A 19,709-nucleotide genomic window follows, 5' to 3' on the forward strand; every position below is an offset into this window, starting at 1 on the left:
ATAATTGAGAGACTCTCTCCATGAGCTCCGAATCCGCAAGCCTTGCCAGGCTCAGCATGAGTCTCCCGGCAGACCTCTTCCGACAACTCGACACGATGGTGGCGGAACGCGGCCTGCCTTCTCGTTCGCAGCTTATCGCCGAGCTGATCCGCCATGCTCTTGCCGAGCATGAATCGCTCACCCGTCCGGACGAGATGCTCGCCGGTACGATTACCCTGGTTTACCGCAGCGAGCGCGGCCGCGTGCGGCACCTGCTGTCGCAGACGCAGGCCACGTATCTCAAGGAGGTCATCTCCTCGCAGCATGTGGTGCTGGAGGATGACCAGTCCCTCGAAGTCCTGCTCGTGCAGGGGCCGGCCGTAAGGCTGAAAGAGCTTTGCGACGCAATCAGGCGGGTGCGCGGGGTTCAGCAGCTTGAGCTTGTCACCACGACTTCGCTCCTGCCGCCTCTGCACGAACAGGAAGCCGGCACCTCCAAACCGATCGGAGTGATTTGATGACCGAAACTCTGGCTAACCCGCTTGCGGCCCGCGATCACGCGCGGGGCATGGAAGGCACCGTCACCGAGAGCATGCCAATCCTGCCTCCGGTGGCGCATGACCTGCCGCCCGAAGTGGCGGCGGCCGACCTGCTTTGGGAAGAAACGATTGCCGCCGGCGGTTATGCCACGCGCCGACTATCGCGCGGCGCACGCCTGCGGCTGATCGACGTGAAAGGCGATGCCTGCGCTTCGCTGCTTGTCTTCAATGCGGAAATGCCCGCCGAAAGGCTCAACTTGGCGGATACCGTCAAGGTGCAGTGGAATGCTTATCTTGGCGCCGGCAAGCTGCTGCTGTCGGACATGGGACGCGTTATGCTCAGCATCCTGGAGGACAACGCGGGCACGCATGACACGTTCTGCGGAACATCCAACGCCGCGACCAATGCGGCAAAGTACGGCGATGGCAGCAATAGCGGCGCCTACCCCAGCGGGCGCGATCGCTTCCTGCTGGGGGCCGCCAAGCACGGCCTGGGCCGCCGCGACGTTCATCCGTGCGTGACTTTGTTCAAGGGCGCCCGGATCGAGGCTGACGGCACGATAACACCGCAGATCGGACCGTTCGCGCCCGGACGCAGCGTGGTGCTGCGCGCTGAAATGGATGTCGTCGTAGTGGTCGCGAACTGCCCGCACGTCCTCGACCCGCGCGAGGACTGGACAGTTACTCCGCTGCGGGCCTCGGCATGGCGCGGTGCGGTGACGCCGTACGACGATCCGGTGCGTACCGCCACGCCGGAAGGGCTTCGTGCCTTCCAGAATGCTGAAGACTACTTCCGTCGCTGAATAAGGACAGGCTTCAATGACCGCCGATCCCCATCTATCCAGCCTTGCGGGCGCCGTGATCCACGACGTAGTCGTACCCGCGCGCGCGCCGTGGCTGCACCACATCGCCGCTGGCCAGACACTTCGCATCGTCGACCTCGAAGGCAACCAGGCCGTCGATTTCCTGCTCTATTCCGCCGAAAACGACGAGGAGCGCTATAGTGCGCAAGACACCGTTTCCGCGCAGGGCAACCTGTTCCTGCGGGCCGGCACGGCGCTGCTGTCCAACGAGGGGCGGCCGATGATGACGATTGCGGCGACCTCGGTCGATTATCACGACACGATCGGCGGCGCCTGTTCGTGCGAGTCCAACACCTTGCGTTATGGCCATCACACCAAGGCCGAACATGCCTGTGTGGAGAACTTTCTCGAAGCCAATCTCACCGAAGGCCGGGGCAAGCGGGATATTGTCTCCAACATCAACTTCTTTATGAACGTACCGGTGGAGCCGGACGGGTCGCTGGGCATCGTCGACGGTATTTCCGCGCCGGGCCTGACTGTTGACCTGCGTGCGGAAATGGACGTCATCGTCGTTGTCTCCAACTGCCCGCAGGTCAACAATCCCTGCAACGGTTTCAATCCCACGCCTGTGCGCATGATCGTCACTGCGGCATGAGCTTCGACACGGTTCTGATCGCAAACCGGGGCGCGATTGCCACACGCATCATCCGCACCCTGCGGCGCATGGGCCTCAAATCCGTTGCCGTCTATTCCGAGGCCGACGAGGACTCAAACCACGTTTCCGAGGCGGATGAGGCTGTCTGTATTGGCGGTGCGCGGGCATCCGACAGCTACCTGAACATCTCGGCAATCCTGGAGGCTGCTCGCAAGACGGGCGCGGGGGCAATCCATCCGGGCTACGGCTTTCTGGCCGAAAACGTAGAATTCGCCGAGGCCTGCGCGGCGGCGGGCATTGTCTTCATTGGCCCCACTACGCAGAACATTCGCACATTCGGTTTGAAGCACAGCGCCCGCGCGCTGGCCGCTGCCCACGATGTTCCGCTCGCCCCGGGCACCGGTTTGCTTACCGATGAAGATGAAGCGGTGCTGGCCGCGCGGCAGATCGGCTTCCCCGTGATGCTGAAGGCGACGGCGGGCGGCGGCGGCATCGGCATGCGCGTGTGCGAGGACGAGGAAGCCCTGCGCGAAGGGTTCGCCGCTGTCGCCCGGCAGGGTCAGAGCAATTTCGGCGATGCCAGCGTTTTCCTTGAAAGCTACATCAGGCGCGCCCGTCATATCGAGGTCCAGCTGTTCGGTGACGGCGAGGGCCGGGTCATGGCGCTTGGCGAACGCGACTGCTCGCTGCAGCGGCGCAACCAGAAGGTAGTTGAGGAAGCACCCGCGCCGCACTTGCCCGAAAGCGTGCGGGCGCAGCTTATCGGCGCTGCGATCCGGCTTGGCGAGGCGGCGCACTACCGGTCGGCGGGAACGGTCGAGTTCCTCTACGATGCCGACCGGGAGCAGTTCTTCTTCCTGGAAATGAACACCCGTTTGCAGGTGGAGCACGGCGTCACCGAGGCGGTGATGGGCATCGATCTGGTCGAATGGATGGTGCGCGGCGCTGCCGGCGACTTCGCCTTCCTCGACGGTGAGGCGCCTGCCCCGCAAGGCCATTCGGTGCAGATGCGCCTTTACGCCGAAGACCCGTCGCTCGACTATCGGCCGACTTCGGGCACGCTGACGGCACTGGAGTTTCCGCCCGACATTCGCGTCGAGACATGGTGCACTTCGGGCAGCACGGTCAGCGCCTGGTATGATCCCATGCTGGCGAAGCTGATCGTCCATGCGCCTACCCGCGCCGAAGCGGTCGAGGCTGCTCAGGCGGCGCTCGACCGGAGCCGGGCGGACGGCATCGAGACGAACCTGCGCTGGCTGCGCGACGTGGTGCGCTCTCCGGCATTCGTCAGCGGCGAGGTTTCGACCCGCGTGCTTGACGCCATCGTCTACGAACCCCGCTCGATCCGGGTGGTGAGCGGAGGTACGGCGACCACCGTGCAGGACTGGCCTGGCCGCCAGAAACTCTGGGCCGTCGGGGTGCCGCCATCGGGGCCAATGGACGACCAGTCTTTCCGGCTGGGCAACCGGCTGCTCGGCAACCCCGAAGGCACGGTAGGGCTGGAAGCGACCGTGACGGGACCGACCCTGGCCTTCGTGGCTCCTGCGCGGATCTGCATCATGGGTGCCGATTTCGGCGCGACGCTCGACGGCACACCGGTGTCGCGCGGCGTTCCGATCGATGTCGGCGCCGGGCAGACGCTGGCCATGGGCCGCGCGTCGAAAGGGGGGATGCGCGGATACGTGCTGTTCGCCGGCGGTCTTGATATCGCGCCTTATCTGGGTAGCCGCAGCACCTTCGAACTCGGCCAGTTCGGCGGTCACGCCGCGCGCCGGCTGCTGGCAGGCGATACGCTGCATCTGGGCGGGGAGGGCACCGATGACGTCCTGTCGTCTGCGGCCTTGCCGGAAATCTCGACTGACTGGACCTTGCGCGTCCTTTACGGCCCGCATGGCGCGCCGGATTTCTTCACGGGCGATGACGTCCAATCGTTCCTCGCCGCCGAATGGCGCGTTCACTACAACAGCAACCGCACAGGCGTGCGCCTGATCGGTCCCAAGCCGCGCTGGGCCCGCACGGATGGCGGAGAGGCGGGCCTGCACCCGTCCAACATTCACGACAATCCCTATGCCATCGGGGCAGTCGATTTCACGGGCGACATGCCGATCATCCTGGGGCCCGATGGTCCCTCGCTGGGCGGTTTCGTCTGTCCCTTCGTGGTGATCGCTGCTGACCGCTGGAAGATCGGACAACTGACCCCCGGCGATAGGCTGCGCTTCGCGCCGGTGAACATAGCGGATGCGACCGAAGCGGATGCGGCGCAGCGAACGCTGGTCAGCACCGGCGCCGTGCCCGGGCCGACCCAGGTCCGCGCGGTGGAGACATTGTCGCCCATTCTGGCCGAGATAGCGGAGGGGCCGGGGCGGCCGCGCACCGTCTATCGCCAGCAGGGCGACCGGAACATCCTGGTCGAATACGGGCCGATCGTGCTGGACATCGAACTGCGCATCCGGGTTCAGGCCCTGATGACGGAGCTGGAGCGGCTGGCGTTGCCCGGCATCATCGACATCGTGCCCGGTATCCGCTCACTGCAGTTGCATTTCGATGGCGCAGCGATGGACCCGCAATCTGCCCTGGCAACGCTCATGGACGCCGAGGAGCGCCTGGGCGATCTTGAGGACTTCACGATCCCCTCGCGCATCGTGCATTTGCCGCTCAGCTGGCGCGATCCGGCGACGATCGAGACGATCGAGAAATACATGGCGACCGTGCGCGATGATGCGCCGTGGTGCCCGGACAATATCGAGTTCATCCGCCGCATCAACGGACTGGACGATGCCGCCGCCGTGGAGAACCTGATCTTCGAGGCGAACTATCTCGTCCTCGGTCTGGGCGACGTCTACCTCGGCGCGCCGGTGGCGACCCCAGTTGATCCCAGACATCGCCTTGTTACCACCAAGTACAACCCGGCCCGTACCTGGACGCCGCCTAACGTCGTGGGCATCGGCGGCGCTTATATGTGCATCTACGGCATGGAAGGGCCGGGCGGTTATCAGTTGTTCGGCCGGACCATCCAGGTCTGGAATACGCACCGACAGACTGATGCCTTCACTGAAGGCAAGCCGTGGCTGCTGCGTTTCTTCGACCAGATCCGCTTCTATGCGGTGAGCCCCGAGGAACTGGCGGACTGGCGCCGTGAGTTTCCGGCCGGGCGCCGTTCGCTCCGCATCGAACCGTCCGAATTTCGCCTTGCCGACTACCGCGCCTTCCTGGCCGAGAACGCGGAAGGCATCAGTGAATTCCAAAAGCGACGACAGGCCGCCTTCGACGATGAGCGTGCCGAATGGCAGCGGCGCGGCGAGTTCGACCATGCGGCCGATCTGGGCGAGGTCGATGTGCCCGAGGAGGCCGCGATCGACCTTCCCGATGGTTCGGACCTGGTCGAAGCCCCTTACGGAGGCAGTGTCACGCGGCTGCTCGTCGCCGCCGGTGACGAGGTCGAGGTGGGCGACAAGATCGCAGTCATTGAGGCGATGAAGATGGAAACTTCAGTTGAAAGCCCCGGTAGGGGCACGGTCTCGGCACTCTACATGCGAGAGGGGCAGTCGTTGCAACCCGGCGCGCCGATGCTGGCGCTGAGGCGGCACGCATGACCGCGTCGGCCCCCATGCTGGACCGCCGCAGCGCGGCCGGGATCGCCGCCGCCGTCAATGCGGGACGGACCAGCGCCGTCGCCGTAGCTGAGGACACTCTGGCCCGCGCCGCCGCCTATGACGCTGTCCAGCCGCAGATATGGATCAGCCGGGCTGCGCGCGAAGACCTTCTCGCCGCTGCCCGCGCGATCGATGTTCGTGTTGCTGCCGGCGAAACCCTGCCGCTGGCGGGCGTACCCTTCGCGGTGAAGGACAATATCGACGTAGCGGGTTTCGAGACGACGGCTGCGTGCCCCGCCTTCGCCTATCGGCCCAAGGGTTCCGCCGAGGTGATCGAACGTCTTTTAGCCGCAGGCGCGCTTTGCATTGGCAAGACCAACCTTGACCAGTTCGCCACCGGGCTCAACGGTTCGCGCAGTCCATACGGCATTCCCCGCAATGCCTCCAACCTTGCCTATGTCAGCGGGGGGTCCAGTTCGGGATCGTCCGTATCGGTCGCCGCCGGGTTGGTCGCTTTCGCGCTGGGCACGGATACCGCGGGTTCGGGCCGCGTTCCTGCCGCTTTCAACCATCTGATCGGCCTCAAGCCGACCAAGGGCCGGTGGAGCACGCGCGGTCTGGTCCCGGCCTGCCGAACGCTGGATTGCATCACTGTCTTCACTGACGACACCGTCGACGCGCGCCTTGTCGATCAGGTCGTGGCGGGTTTCGATCCTGCCGATCCTTACTCGAAACCGCTGGCCGATATTCCTCTGGGGCAAACCCGCATCGGCGTACCGCGCCGCAGCCAGCGCAACTGGTTCGGCGATCCCGAATCCGAATATCTCTACGACCGCGCGCTGGAAAACCTGGCGGCGCGGGCCGAACTGGTGGAGATCGACTATGCCCCGCTGCAGGAGGCCGCGCAGCTTCTCTACGGCGGCCCTTGGGTGGCGGAGCGGACCGCCGCCATGGCCGGCATTCTGGCAAGCGATCCCGATGCCATCGATCCCGTGGTCCGCAGCGTCGTCGAGCCGGGGGCCGAGGTGAGCGCGATCGACTTGTTCGCCGGCATCTATCGGCTTGCAGAGATCAAGCGCCACGCGGACGAGCTTTGGAAGAGCATCGACATGATGGCATTCCCGACGACCGGCGCGACCTACCGGGTTGTGGAAATGCTAGCCGCGCCGGTCGCGCTCAACAGCAATCTTGGGGCCTATACCAACTTCGTCAACCTTCTGGACATGGCCGCGCTGGCTCTGCCTGCCGGGATACGCGCGAACGGCACCGGCTTCGGGATCACGCTGATCGGCCCGGCCGACAGCGACCGCGCCCTGCTCGAAGCGGCAGATACCTATCTTGGCGCCGCAGACCTTCCGTCTCCACCACCACTTGATCTTGAGGGAAAGATGCAAACAGTGAAACTCGCCGTCGTCGGCGCCCATCTGAAGGACATGCCGCTCCACTGGCAGCTCACCTCGCGCGAGGCGACGTTCGTGGGGGCCTTCGATACCGCGCCCAGCTATCGGCTCTATGCGATGGCGGACAGCGTTCCCGCCAAACCCGCGCTGGTGCACAGCGAGGATGGCGCCTCGATCAAGGTGGAGGTCTATGAAATGGGCGTCGCCGAATTCGGCAGCTTCGTGGTGGACGTTCCCGCACCGCTCGCGATCGGCACCGTAACGCTGGCTGACGGCAGCAGCGTGAAGGGCTTCGTGTCCGAACCGCGCGCGCTGACCGGCGCCGAGGATATTACCAGCCTTGGAGGATGGCGCGCGTATATCGCGCGCGGGGCTTGATACAGGCAGCGTAGTTCAGGAAAACCAGAAGGGGGAAACATGCGCAAGTTCGAGCTGATGGTTCTGGCAGCGACTGCCGGGATCGCCGCCATTTCAACTGCCGCTCATGCTGAGGGTGAGCAGGTCATCACGGTGCCGGGCTTCGCGGATTTCCTTGCGGTTGATGGCAAGACGGTCTGGGCCACCAACAAGGGGCGTGTCGAACATTGGTCCCGTCAGGGCAAGATCGCCGAAGTTGCCATGGATCACCCCTGCGGCGCCATGACCATCGCGCACGGAGCGCTCTGGGTCGCCGATTGCGAGAAGGGCACGCTCAACCGGATCGACATACGAACGGCGAAACTGACCGCCACGATCCACACCGGGATCGCCAATCCCAAGGGTGAACTGAACGTCGTGGCCGGCGCCGGGGCGATATGGGTCGCCAGCGAAGACAAGGGCGTGATCGCGCGGGTGGACCCTGACAGTAACAGCGTCACCGCCTCTGTTACCGTGGACCCGGGCACCTGGTATCTTGCATTCGGACACGAATATCTCTGGGCCGTCAGCGCCTCGCAGCAGTCCTTGCAGCGTATCGATCCCAGGACGAACACCGTGGTCGGAAAGACAGGGTTGGGGAAGGAGCCGGGCTTTCTCGCGGCCGGTGAAGGCGCGGTGTGGGTGCAGGAACAGGGCGATGGCACCGTCGCCCGGATTGATCCCGCGAGCGGCGAGCTGACCGGCCGTATCAAGGTCGGCGACAATCTGAAGTGGGGGGATATTGACACCGGCGGCGGCAAGGTCTGGTTGCGCACTACCGATGATCAGGTCTTTGTCGTGATCGATGCCAGGACGCATGCGATCGAGCAGCGTATGGGCAAAGCAGCCGGAAGCGGTGCGCTGCGTTACACCCGGCCGGGCCTTTGGACATCGGCCCATGACGAGCATACCCTGTCCTGGTGGCCAAAATCCATGTTGAAGGCCAAGCCGGGGCGTTAACGCCGGCTGCCGCGCGCCCGGCAAGCCTGAAATGTGCGGGCATAGTGTAAATACCGCTGATTTGTGCATTTCCATCAATTTGACCTATGACTGAACGGTAAGGTCGGATTACTCTCGGCGAAGGTTGGCGGCCGGCTTTTACGAAAGCGGGAATTCGCCTTGTTGGGATAACGCATGCATGAGCGAACGAACGCCGTTGATCGACGAGAAATTCGCAAAGCGTGTCGATTGGAACCTGCTGCGCACCTTTGTCGATATCGTCAGGGCCGGCGGTATCGGCGCGGCGGCAAGGCAGCTTAGCAAGCAACAGCCCAGCATAAGTGCCGCGCTCAAGCGGTTGGAGGATCATGTCGGTGCCACTTTGCTGCACAGGTCTGTCAACGGCGTTGAAATGACGGCCGCCGGCAAGGCGCTTATGGCACTTTGCGAGGACATGCTCGAGGCGGCCCGGATGGTTCCGCACCAGGTCGCCCAGGCAACGAGGCGCGTCGAGGGGATAGTTCGCATTCAGATCGTGTCGGGCATCGTCTCCGACGAATTCGACCAGGCGCTGGCTAGCTTCCACAGGCGCAATCCGAACATTCATATCGAAATTCGCGTTTCGCCCTGGCGGCAGGTGCTCGATGCGCTGGAACATGGCGAAGTTGAGATAGGCATCGGCTATGACAGCGGCGTGCGGGGAAGCCTGGCCTATGAGCCACTGTTCATGGAGCGTCAGCAACTTTACTGTGCCCGCAGTCATCCTCTTTTCGGCTATCGCATAAGCCAGCCCAAGGAGTTGAAAGGCGAAGGTTTCGTGCTCACCGGCGGGGACGAGATCGAGGCTATAACGCATTTACGTCGCCGTTACGGACTTGGCGCGCAGGTCACCGGCCTGGCCGAGGATATAAATGAGGCCCGGCGTCTGATCGTCTGCGGGGTCGGCATCGGCTTTCTGCCCGTGCCCGCCGTGCAGGCCGAAGTGGCAAGAGGTGCGCTATGGCCGCTGCTTCACGCGGATTTCGAACCCTCCTACGATATTTTCCTCCTCGCTCGATCCGAGCCGGCACGCGATACTGCAACACAGCTTTTTATAGACGAAGTGTTTCGGCGCATTCGTGCGCAGCGCAGGTCATAGGTCTCATCTATGCATGCCATTGTGAATTTGCCTCTGCCTTGATGACCGTTCCTTGCCCAGTCTCGGAAATGCCGAACGAGGGGAAGGCCGCAAATGAGCCCGAGAGCGATTTTCCAGTCCATCAACAAGAAAAGCCTCGTCACTGGCGCGGCGGTGATCGGCGCCGTCGGGTTGAGGACCATTCTTGGGGGCATCGAAGCCCGGGCGCAGGCCATCGGCGGTGCGTCGCGTCAAAGGCGTGATCGCTGATGCGGCCGATGCGTTTCATTGCGAGGGCGTTGCCAGCAAGCGGTGCGGCTTTTATCATGGCTTTTGCGCCCGGTGCGATGGCTGCCCCGGATGCCGCGTCGAAGCTGGTTTCGTGCGGCAAGGCAAGCTGCCTCCTCGTATCCGGTCGCCGTGAGCATCCAGAATCGCAGGTGAGCATCAATGGTCATGCGGTTTCGGTCAAAGGGGCGCAGGTCTGGCGGGTAAGTCTGCCGGTAGAAACGGTGCGCGAATGGTCCCCGCCCAGCGCGAGGACGATCCAGGTATCGGTTCTCAACCCGGATACGGGTAATGAAACAGTTAGTCGGGCCGGTCTCCCGATCGGTTTGTTGGGTCATGTCACGGATTTTGCAGCGCTGGTCATCGGCACCCGGTAGGTTCTCCGCTTAAGCGATTTAATATTCGGATGCCGGTCATCCGATCATCTGATTGTCAACTTCTCAGCCTAGCGCTATGAGGGGCCGGTCGCCGCTAGAGCGGCCCTCGATATGTGTTCAGGAGAAGATGATGAAGATTGGTCTCGTGGCCCTGTTGCCGTTCGCCTTCGCCACCGGAGCGGTGGCCGCCCCCAACGAAAATCCTTTCGCCCAAGACCGTGCTGTCGTCCAGCTTCAGGGACTCGACCTCGCTACCGTTGACGGCCAGCAGCGTCTGTCCATCCGTATGGACCAGGCTGCCCGTGCCGTTTGCGGAGAACGTCTGTCGAGCGTGCACCTTGCTCTCGAACAGCGCGCGAGCGAGTGCCGTACGGCCGTGAAGGCGGATATCAAGGCTCGGATCGAGGCCCGTATGGCGGATGCTTCCGGCGTTCCAAAGGTTCAGTTCGCCTCCGCACGCTGAGCTTCGCCATGTCGGCACCAGGAAGGGGTGTGGCTTAGCTGCCTCGGTACTTTGATTGCTGATCGCCCGGCGAAGTCGCATGCGGCGACCCGCGGGGCAACATCATCACTGGCGCCCTGGCCTCAAGTTAGAGCCCATTGCCCCAGCGTGACATAGTCGACCTTGCCCGTGCCCAGAACCGGCAGCGCTTCAATGCTGCGGATGTCGCGCGGGACCATCAGTTCGGTCACGCCGTTGCTGCGCGCCCATTCCTGGAGGGCCTTCGGATCGGGCGAGGGGGCGGTGGTGAAAAGGATCAACTGCTCACCCTTCCTGGCATCGGGCCGCGTGACGACGGCATGTTCCGCGCCCGGCCATATGGCCGCTGCATAGCCTTCCACCGCCGGCAGCGAGACCATTTCGCCGCCGATCTTGGCAAAGCGCTTGGCGCGGCCCCGGATGGTGACGAAACCGTCATCGTCCACGGTGACGATGTCCCCCGTATCATGCCAGCCGCCTTCGGGAGGCTGGAGGCGCCCAGGATCGCTTGCCAGCAGATAGCCGGCCATGACGTTGGGGCCCCGGATATGCAGGCGCCCGCCTTCGGTGATGCCGGGCACGGTATCGAGGCGTGCCTCGATTGCCGGCAGCACGCGGCCCACGGTTCCGGCCTTGAAATGCATCGGCGTATTAACCGCGATCACCGGCGCCGCTTCGGTGGCACCGTAGCCTTCGAGAATGCGCAGGCCGAACTTTTCGGCATAGACGTTGCGCGTTTCGTCACGGACCCGCTCGGCGCCCGCGAAGATGTAGCGTAGCGAATAGAAGTCGTAGCCATGGGCCATCCGCGCATAGCCGGCGAGGAACGTGTCGGTGCCGAACATGATCGTGGCATTGGCATCGTAGGCGAGCGCGGGAACGATCCGGTAATGCAGAGGGCTGGGGTAAAGCACCGTGCGGATGCCGTTCAGAAGCGGCAGCAGGGTGCCCCCGGTCAGGCCGAAGCTGTGGAACACCGGCAAGGCGTTGAGCACTACATCGCTGGCGTTGAAGTCGATCCGGGCGGCAAGCTGCGCGCAGTTCGACAGCAGGTTGCGGTGGGTGAGGACGACGCCCTTGGGCGTGCCCTCCGAGCCGCTGGTGAAGAGGATCACTGCCGGCGCATCGGGAGAAATGCGCAGGCGGCGGTGGCGCCCGGCGATCCGGCTTCGCAGCAGTGCGGTGCGCAGCTTGGCGCCTGGCGTGATGGTAGCGGCGACATCTTCAAGATAGACGATGCTCAGGCCTTCGTCGCCCAGCGCACCGATCACATCGTCCAGCTTCGCCTGTTCCACGAAGGCGCGGGCGGTGACGACGGTGCGGATCTGCGCGGTCGCACAGGCGGATTTCAGGTTGGCGAGGCCAGCGGTGAAGTTCAGCATCGCCGCGACCCGGCCCTGTGCCTGCAGCGCGAAGAAGGCTATGGCCACCCCGTTCACATTGGGCAGCAGCACGCCTACGTTTTCGCCTTGCACAGTGGTGCGGGACAGCTTGCCGCCCAGCAGGTGCGCAGCGATCAGCAGGCGGTTGTATGTAAGCGGCAGGCGTTTCACGTCCTCGACGATGCCCACTTTGCCGCCATGGATGTCGCGTGCCTCGCATAAGGCTTCGAACAGAGTGCGATGCGTGTCGGTGGTGTCGAAGATCATCGCGCTCATCTCGTCGTAGAGCCGGCGACCTGCGACTGCCCGGCGTTGGCGGGCGCTCATCTCAACGGCGTGTTCGCCGGCGATGGAAAAGCGGCGCTGCGGCAGCGCAGTCAGGGTGATCTTCGGGAACCAGCGCTGGCGCACTTTGCCCTTGAGATACGAAAAAGGCGTGCGCTGCGGTCCGTCGAGACGCAGGGGGATGATCGGGGCGTTGGCCTTGTCGGCCACCATGCCGGGGCCGTCGAATACCTTCATCAGCGCGCCGGTGACGGTGATGCGTCCTTCGGGGAAGATCACCAGGGTCCGCCCCTCGCGCACGGCCTTGACCATGGCCTTGGCCGCCATCGGGTTGGTCGGGTCGACGGGGAAGGCTTCGAACAGGCCGAGGAAGGGTTTCACCCACCATGCTTTGGCGATGTGGGTGTTGATTGCGAATGTCGGCTTGCCGGGCAGGAACGCGCCCAGCAGCACGCCGTCGAGCAGGCTGAGGTGATTGACCACGACCACCGCGCTCTCACCCGGGCGAGGCAAGTTTTCGAAGCCCGACACCTCGACGCGGTAGAGGGCTTTCAGGATGGTGCGGATCACCCATTTGAACAGGGTTTCGGGCAGCAGCCAGATGCTGACAAACGCGACGACAAGCGAGGCGAAGCCCAGCGCGCCGATCAGGCCGGGCACGTCCATGCCGGATGCCAGCAGGCCAGTGATCGTCAGCACCGCGACCACAGTTACGGCGGCGTTGACGATGTTGTTCGCGGCGATGATGCGGGAACGTTCCTCGGGAAGGCTCTCGATCTGGAGGATGGCATAAAGGGGGACGATGAACATGCCGCCGGCAAAGGCAATGACGGCCAGATCGATCAGGATGCGGATAGCGCCCGGTGTGGCGATGAACTGTTGCACCGAAGCGCCTGCTGTGCGGACGGAAAAGCCGCTGGTGGACAGCCACAGGTCGATCAGTCCCAGCGCCAGCGCCAGTGCGGAAACAGGCACGTAGCGGGCGGAAACCTGGCCGCCGAGCAGCTTGTTCACCGCGATCGAGCCGAATGCGATCGTCACCGAGAAGATCACCAGGAACAGCGTTGCCACTTCCTGCCGGGCCGCCAGCGTACCGCTGACGAGCGGCGCGAATTCCGATACCAGCACTGCGCCGGCGGCGAAGAACCAGCTGATGCCCAGTATCGAAAGCCACACCCCCCGGCCATGGCGCGCGGTCTTCAGAATGCTCATCGTACCGCGCCAGACGTTCCAGTCCACCGGGTGACCGCCTTTGAGCGGAGGAGCAGAGGGAATGGCAAGCGCGGCAATATAGCCGAGCAGCGCGACCCCCATGGCGGCAAGGCCCGCCTCCCAGGCCGGGATCACCCCTGCCAGAAGCTGTCCGCCGAGGATCGCGAGGAAGGTGCCGGCCTCGATCAAGCCGGTGCCGCCCATGATTTCGTGTTCGCCAAGATGCTGCGGCAGGATGGAATACTTGACCGGGCCGAAGATCGTTGAGTGCAGGCCCATCAGGAACAGCGCCGTCATCAGCGCCGGGATCGACTGGAACCAGAACCCGGCAAGGCCGATGCCCATGATGCCGACTTCCGCCAGCTTGATCCAGCGTACCAGCCTTGCCTTGTCGATGCGATCCGCCAGTTGCCCCGCCAGCGCCGAAAACAGGAAGTATGGCGCGATGAACAAGCCAGTGGCCAGGGCTGCCAACATCTCCGCCTTGGCCGGTTCTGCTGCGAAGATGCCGAAGTTCGCGAGGAACAGCATGGCGAATTTCAGCAGGTTGTCGTTGAAGGCGCCTAGAAACTGGACGACGAACATCGGCGCGAAACGGCGTTTGCCCAGCAGCGAAAGGTCAGGTGCAGACACGAATAGATTCCCCAATTGCGCCGACGGTTAGCAGGCAATGGTTAAGCGAAGACCTAGAAATCAGTCACCAAGGAAACGCCTCAGCCGTGACGGCTTTCGCGCCGGTCCTTCGATTCGAAGACAAGCGTGAGATCGCACATAAATAGACGTCGTTCAATTATATAATTGCACAGCGTTCAATTTGTTGCTCAAAACAGTCTGGTGAATTCGTTCGGTGGGTTGCCCCCCCTCAGCCGCGGCGCTAGTCCGCGATCTTGCCGAACGGCAGCAGCTTGCGGGACAGGGCCGCTGCTGCCTTGCCATCATTGGCCCGCAGCGCAGGCAAAATGGCCAACCCTGCGCGCTTCATCAATGTATCGAGCTGCGTGGGTGTCTGTCCGGTGGCGGCAGCTTCAGCCCAGCGTCGAGCCTGGGTTAGGTCGGTTTCATCCCTGCGGATGCGCATCATGGCGGCAAGGCCGGGGTAAAAGGCGCGCTCGCCGCCCAGTGCCACGGCGCGGGCCAACGCGGCCTCGCCGACCTGAGCTTTTGCGCCAAGCGCGGTGCGGGCCATGAAGGCGCCCAGCTGGTCGATGGCGTCGAGGTGCCAGCCGGCGATGCCCATTTGTGCTTCGGGATCGCGAGGGTTCTGGGCTGCCAGTCGTTCGAATATGCCGAGAGACGTACGTGCATCGGAGCGGCTGCGGGTGAGTTTGGCGCGGTAACCGATGGCAACGCCGCGCTGGAGTGCGGCTTCACGGTCGCCGGGACGCGCCGCCAATATCTTTTCGGACGCAGCGATTGCCTGGCCGATCAGGGCCAGAGCCTTCGGTTTGTTTGGGGCCTGAAAGGCGGCGGCTGTCAGAAGTTCGCGCGGGGTCTCGGCCATCGCGGTAGCCGGGGCGACAGCGACCATTGCGCTCATCGCGAGCATCATAGGGCGGTACACATATTCTCCTGCCGGGTTGGGAAAGGCGGGAGGATGACCGATGATGCGGCTATAGGCCAGTGCTTATCGTCGTTCAGTGCCCGGTAGCCGAGGGACGGTGATTGGCGCCCCGCAGGCTGCGGAGCGCCAGGTCACCTGAACGATCAGCCGTTCAGCTTGTCCTTGATCGCCTTGGCGGGCGCGAACGCCAGCTTCTTCGAAGCCTTGATGGTCATGGTCTCGCCGGTGGCGGGATTGCGGCCTTCACGCTCCGGGCTGTCCTTGATCTTGAACTTGCCGAAACCGTTGAGCGAGATTTCCTCGCCCTTCGCCGCTGCGTTGCCGATTGCGTCGAAAACGGCATCGACGATCTTGCGGGCGTCGGTCTTGGTGATGCCGGTGTCGGTGGCGATGACGTCGGCGAGATCGCTGTTGTTCATGATCGTTCTTCCTGTCGAATTGAGTTTATGGGAAATCACCCTGGCGGCTTGCGCAGGCACCGTCACTGTCAGGCCATTACCGCTCACCAAAGTACTTCCGCGCTCAGGCATAACGCTCTTTCCGGGCTGGTCCAGCCCGTCTGAGCATCAAACTGGCTGAAAACAGTGCCTGTAGAGCGGTTTTCCCGAAGATTTGAGCCTCCCGACCGTGATTGAGACGCGAATCACGCTGACCGGACGCACTGAAAGGAGCGGACGCGCATTGCGTTACCGTTCGGAAGCATTTGGCTGAAAACGTACTATATGGTCCGGCGACGGGTAGCCAATCCCGATCAGGGCAGCCGCTGGCGGCTGCCGGATGAAGGAGACGAATATGACGCTCACCGGACGCGAACTGCGATCGACCCTTGCCGAAGACGGCATCCTCACGATCTCGCTGGAAAATGTGGTCGTCGGCGATCCGGGCGATGACGAAGTCGTCGTGCGTGTCGAGGCCGCGCCCATCAACCCCAGCGATCTTGGGCTGCTGCTTGGTCCGGCGGACATATCTTCGCTGACGAGCGGGGCAGGGGGCGGAATTGCCTTCACTGTTCCGCAGGGTCGGCTGGCAGGCGCGATAGGGCGGCTGGGCCAGTCAATGGCGGTCGGCAACGAGGGTGCCGGCACGGTGGTCGCCGCAGGGCGAAACGTCAGCCATCTGGAAGGTGAGCGAGTCGGCATGATCGGCGGCGCAATGTATGCCGACTATCGCCGCATCGCCGCGCGCGACGTGATCCCGCTGCCCGAAGGCGCGAGCGCAGCGGACGGGGCGTCGATGTTCGTAAACCCGCTTACCGCGCTGGGCTTCGTGGAAACCGCGCGCAGCGAGGGACACAAGGCGATCGTGCATACCGCTGCCGCATCCAATCTGGGGCAGATGCTGCAGAAGATCTGCCTTGCCGACGGGGTGCCGCTGGTAAACATCGTACGCTCGGAGGAGCAGGCCCAGATTCTGCGCGAAATCGGTGCCACGCACATCGTCAACAGCAAGGAGCACGATTTCATCGCGCAGCTGACCGATGCGCTGGAACAGACGGGGGCGACGATCGCGTTCGATGCCGTCGGGGGCGGCACACTGGGCAACGACATTCTTCAGGCGATGGAACGCGCGGCCACCCGCACCATGTCCGAATATAGCCGCTATGGATCGGATACCTTCAAGCAGTTGTATATATACGGCGCCCTGGACACCGCGCCGACAGTGCTGGACCGGGTTTCCTTCGGGTTCCAGTGGGGCACCGGCGGGTGGCTGTTGTTCCCGTTCCTGCGCAAGGCCGGGCAGGACGTGGTCGCCCGGATGCGGGCGCGCGTGGTCGATGAACTCACCACGACTTTCGCCAGCCGCTACACGAAGGTCATTGGTCTTGCGCAGGCGCTGGAGCCGGACATCCTGCGGACCTACGAACGCAAGGCGACTGGCGAGAAGTTTCTTATCGACCCCACGCTGGGCTGAGACGGAACCAGATGACAAACGAGACGGCAGGGCCAGCGCTTCTGAAGGATATTCTTGGGCCTGCCGCCGTGGCGGTGATCGCCAAGGCCGGGGCCGCCGCCTCGCCGCGCTTCGACCGGGCGGCGTTTCTGGACGCTGCCCTGGACGGGCTGGACGGCCTTTCGATCATGGAACGGGTCCGGCATATCGCCGATGCCCTGGTGCCCGCGCTGCCGCAAGACTATCCGGCGGCGCGGGAGATCATCCTCGCGGTGGCGCCCCGGCTCAGTCACGGCTTTCAGGCGGTGGCGGTGAGCGAATTCGTCGCACGCCGGGGGCTGGGCCATTTCGACTTGTCGATGGCGGCGCTGGCCCGGCTTACCGGGCTTGGGACTGCGGAGTTCGCGATCCGGCCGTTTCTGGCGGACGACCCGGCGCGGACGCTGGCCGTCATGCAGGAATGGACCCGGAGCGCGGACGAACATGTCCGCCGTCTTGCCAGCGAAGGCAGTCGGCCCCGGCTTCCCTGGGCCGCGCGGGTGCCGGCGATCAAGGCCGAGCCAACCCTTGCTGCGTCCATCCTTGAGGCGCTCAGGGCGGATGGCAGCGTCTATGTCCGCAAATCGGTGGCCAATCATCTCAACGATATCGCCAAGGACCGTCCCGCGTGGGTCCTGGACCGGTTGGGCACCTGGCCGCAGGACGATGCCAACACGAAGTGGATCGTGCGCCATGCCTTGCGCACGCTCATCAAAAAGGGCGATCCCGGCGCGCTTGCCTTGATCGGAGTGGCCCACGGCGCCGACGTGGACGTGCGCCTGTTCGCGGTAACGCCTGCCAGCGTGGCGCTTGGCGGGGAGGTCACGATCGGGGCGCAAGTGGCGTCAAGGTCCGCGCAGGCGCAAAAGCTGGTGGTCGATTACCGCATTCACTATGCCAGAACGGGCGGCAAGACCGCTGCCAAGGTGTTCAAGCTGAAGACCTTCGAACTGGCCGCTGGCGAGGTAGTCAGCCTTGGCATCCGGCAGACGATCCGGGATTTCAGCACCCGCCGACACTATCCCGGTGTTCATGCTTTGGAATTGCTGGTCAACGGGCAAACGATGGCACGCAGCGAATTCCTGCTGCTGGACAGCGCCGCTCCCGCAGAACCGGCGCCGGGTGTTCAGACCGTTTCGACGTGAAGGCCCGGGCGCCCTGCTTCGAGCGAGAAGCGGGCGATGTCCGCGATCCCCGAATCTTCCCGCAGGGCATCGGCAAGGCCGCGATAGGTCACGCTGCCGCCCTTGGCGTCGATATCCAGCCGGCCATAACCGCGCACGTAGCTCTCGGCGAAGGCGAGGCCGTTGGTAGCGGCCAGCCTTTTGAAGTCCGGGTCGGGGCGCAGTGAGGTGATCGACCCGCCGACGAATTCGGCGGCAATCGGCGCAGCGTCCGGGCGGTCCGGGTCACGGATGTCGGCGGCGGCGAAGGCGTGGATGTCACCGCCCAGCGCCAGCGGATTGCTGGTCCCGGCCTGAACCCAGCGGCGGAAGATGTGATCGCGCGCCGCCGGATAGCCAGACCAGTTGTCAGCCGAGTAATGCGGGCCGCCCGAGGGGTCCTTGGGATCGACGACGACAGCCTGGCGCATCAGTGTCTGCTGGGCGAGGACATTCCACTGCGCCGGGCTGCTGGCCAATCGTTGGTCCAGCCAACGCTCCTGCTTTGCGCCCAGCATCGAGCGGCCGGGGTCGTTGAGATCAGCGCAGTCACCGATGACACTGCGGTAAGGCTTGTGGGCTTCGACGAGGCCGGGGGGCTGGCAGGCGTGGGGGCCGCGATACTGGCGGTCGTCGACGATCTGCAACTGGGCGAGAGAGCCCCAGTCCAGCGTCCGGTAGATGCGCATGTCGGCGCCGCGCGGGGGGCGCACGCGCAGGGGCTGATGTTCGTAATAGGCCTGATAGGCGGCGGCGCGGCGGCGCAGGAAGGCGACCGGATCGCCGTTGCCCTGGTCGAGCGCACCGGCATAATCGTTGGCGACTTCGTGATCGTCCCAGGTCAGCGCCCAGGGCGCGGCATGGTGCGCACTTTGCAGCAGTGGGTCCAGCTTGTAGGTCGCATAGCGCACCCGGTAACCGGCAAGGTCCATCGGTTCGGGGTTGCGGTGCTGGCGGACCGCATCTTTGTGGCTGGGCGCGCCTTCGTAGATGTAGTCGCCCAGGAAGAGCACGAGGTCGGGGTCTTCGGCTACGACATGGCGCCAAGCCGCGTAGAAGCCGGCTTCGTACTTCTGGCAGGATGCGAAGCACAGGCGCAGGCGGTCCACGGAGGCGCCGACTGCGGGAGCGGTTCTGGTGCGGCCGACCGGGCTGGATTCGCCCGCCGCGATGAAGCGGTAGAAGTACCAGCGGCCGGGCCTCAGGCCCTTGGCCTCGACATGGACGGCGTGGCCCCAGTGCGGTTCCGCGCGGGCAGTTCCGGTGCGCACAATGCGGGCGAAGCGCTCGTCTTCCGCCACTTCCCAGCGCACGGGAACGGCGACGGGCGGCATCCCGCCGTCTCCCGCCAGCGGCTCGGGGGCAAGCCGGGTCCACAAGATCACGCTGTCCGCATCGGGATCGCCTGACGCCACGCCCAGCGAGAAAAGACCTGCCGGCAACGGCGTTGCCCCGCGCGCCCCGATCGAGATCAGCGCCCCTGCGGCGGCGGCACCGCCGATCACGGTACGGCGCGAGAATTGGAAAACGAGGGGCGGGGGCGGGAGGTCGGACAAGGACATGGTGGCGGCGCTATCAGGGCCGCTTGTTACTGAACCATGACAGAAATG

At 64.3% G+C, this 19,709-nt stretch carries 16 protein-coding genes; 12 read left to right on the top strand and 4 right to left on the bottom strand.

The window, feature by feature from the left end; translation table 11 throughout:
* Positions 1-20 precede the first annotated feature (20 nt).
* The 10 genes from V474_RS07995 (at position 21) to V474_RS08035 (ending at position 10,549) form a co-directional block, all read left to right on the top strand.
* Positions 21-497, top strand: coding sequence for a CopG family ribbon-helix-helix protein (locus tag V474_RS07995; RefSeq protein ID WP_043974748.1), 477 nt, complete (start codon positions 21-23; stop codon positions 495-497).
* Positions 497-1,321, top strand: a complete 825-nt coding sequence (locus V474_RS08000) for an urea amidolyase associated protein UAAP1 (protein WP_059151002.1) — start codon at positions 497-499, stop codon at positions 1,319-1,321. The genes V474_RS07995 and V474_RS08000 overlap by 1 nt, the downstream gene beginning before the upstream one ends.
* Positions 1,322-1,337: 16 nt before the next feature.
* Entirely contained in the window at positions 1,338-1,976 is a 639-nt protein-coding gene (locus V474_RS08005; RefSeq protein ID WP_059151003.1) for an urea amidolyase associated protein UAAP2, read from the top strand.
* Positions 1,973-5,569, top strand: coding sequence for an urea carboxylase (gene uca / locus V474_RS08010; RefSeq protein ID WP_059151004.1), 3,597 nt, complete (start codon positions 1,973-1,975; stop codon positions 5,567-5,569). The genes V474_RS08005 and uca overlap by 4 nt, the downstream gene beginning before the upstream one ends.
* The gene (atzF, locus tag V474_RS08015) at positions 5,566-7,347 is read left to right on the top strand and encodes an allophanate hydrolase (protein ID WP_059151005.1); all 1,782 of its coding nucleotides are present in this window, start codon (positions 5,566-5,568) and stop codon (positions 7,345-7,347) included. The genes uca and atzF overlap by 4 nt, the downstream gene beginning before the upstream one ends.
* A gap of 39 nt (positions 7,348-7,386) precedes the next feature.
* Entirely contained in the window at positions 7,387-8,325 is a 939-nt protein-coding gene (locus V474_RS08020) for a Vgb family protein (protein WP_059151006.1), read from the top strand.
* 178 nt (positions 8,326-8,503) lie between these two features.
* A complete protein-coding gene (locus V474_RS08025) occupies positions 8,504-9,442 on the top strand; it encodes a LysR family transcriptional regulator (RefSeq protein ID WP_059151007.1) in 939 nt (312 codons plus the stop codon).
* A gap of 93 nt (positions 9,443-9,535) precedes the next feature.
* Complete coding sequence (locus tag V474_RS26165; protein ID WP_169795035.1) at positions 9,536-9,691, top strand: hypothetical protein; 156 nt, start codon at positions 9,536-9,538, stop codon at positions 9,689-9,691.
* 56 nt (positions 9,692-9,747) lie between these two features.
* Positions 9,748-10,086 carry a hypothetical protein gene (locus V474_RS08030; RefSeq protein WP_148649321.1) on the top strand — a complete coding sequence of 113 codons (339 nt, stop codon included), beginning with the start codon at positions 9,748-9,750 and terminating at the stop codon, positions 10,084-10,086.
* A 130-nt stretch (positions 10,087-10,216) separates the two neighbouring features.
* Positions 10,217-10,549 carry a UrcA family protein gene (locus V474_RS08035; RefSeq protein WP_059151008.1) on the top strand — a complete coding sequence of 111 codons (333 nt, stop codon included), beginning with the start codon at positions 10,217-10,219 and terminating at the stop codon, positions 10,547-10,549.
* Positions 10,550-10,671: 122 nt separating this feature from the next.
* On the opposite strand, the gene V474_RS08040 is transcribed toward V474_RS08035, so the two are convergent.
* The 3 genes from V474_RS08040 to V474_RS08050 all read right to left on the bottom strand — a co-directional run bounded on the left by V474_RS08040 (position 10,672) and on the right by V474_RS08050 (position 15,426).
* Positions 10,672-14,079, bottom strand: coding sequence for an acyl-[ACP]--phospholipid O-acyltransferase (locus tag V474_RS08040; protein WP_236710933.1), 3,408 nt, complete (start codon positions 14,077-14,079; stop codon positions 10,672-10,674).
* Between the two features lie 241 nt (positions 14,080-14,320).
* On the bottom strand, positions 14,321-14,995 hold the full coding sequence (locus V474_RS08045; RefSeq protein ID WP_059151009.1) for a hypothetical protein: 675 nt from the start codon (positions 14,993-14,995) through the stop codon (positions 14,321-14,323).
* 155 nt (positions 14,996-15,150) lie between these two features.
* Complete coding sequence (locus V474_RS08050; protein ID WP_043974723.1) at positions 15,151-15,426, bottom strand: HU family DNA-binding protein; 276 nt, start codon at positions 15,424-15,426, stop codon at positions 15,151-15,153.
* Positions 15,427-15,799: 373 nt separating this feature from the next.
* Between V474_RS08050 and V474_RS08055 the strand changes: the two genes are divergently transcribed.
* Positions 15,800-16,918, top strand: coding sequence for a zinc-binding dehydrogenase (locus V474_RS08055; protein ID WP_059151010.1), 1,119 nt, complete (start codon positions 15,800-15,802; stop codon positions 16,916-16,918).
* Positions 16,919-16,929: 11 nt separating this feature from the next.
* Positions 16,930-18,081 (top strand): DNA alkylation repair protein, encoded by a 1,152-nt coding sequence (locus V474_RS08060; protein WP_059151011.1) that lies wholly within the window; start codon positions 16,930-16,932, stop codon positions 18,079-18,081.
* Here V474_RS08060 and V474_RS08065 read toward each other — a convergent pair.
* Positions 18,063-19,661 carry an alkaline phosphatase D family protein gene (locus tag V474_RS08065; RefSeq protein WP_059151012.1) on the bottom strand — a complete coding sequence of 533 codons (1,599 nt, stop codon included), beginning with the start codon at positions 19,659-19,661 and terminating at the stop codon, positions 18,063-18,065. The genes V474_RS08060 and V474_RS08065 overlap by 19 nt on opposite strands.
* Positions 19,662-19,709 lie beyond the last annotated feature (48 nt).

Source organism: Novosphingobium barchaimii LL02 (genome assembly GCF_001046635.1).
In the GTDB taxonomy this organism is placed as follows: Bacteria; Pseudomonadota; Alphaproteobacteria; order Sphingomonadales; family Sphingomonadaceae; genus Novosphingobium; species Novosphingobium barchaimii.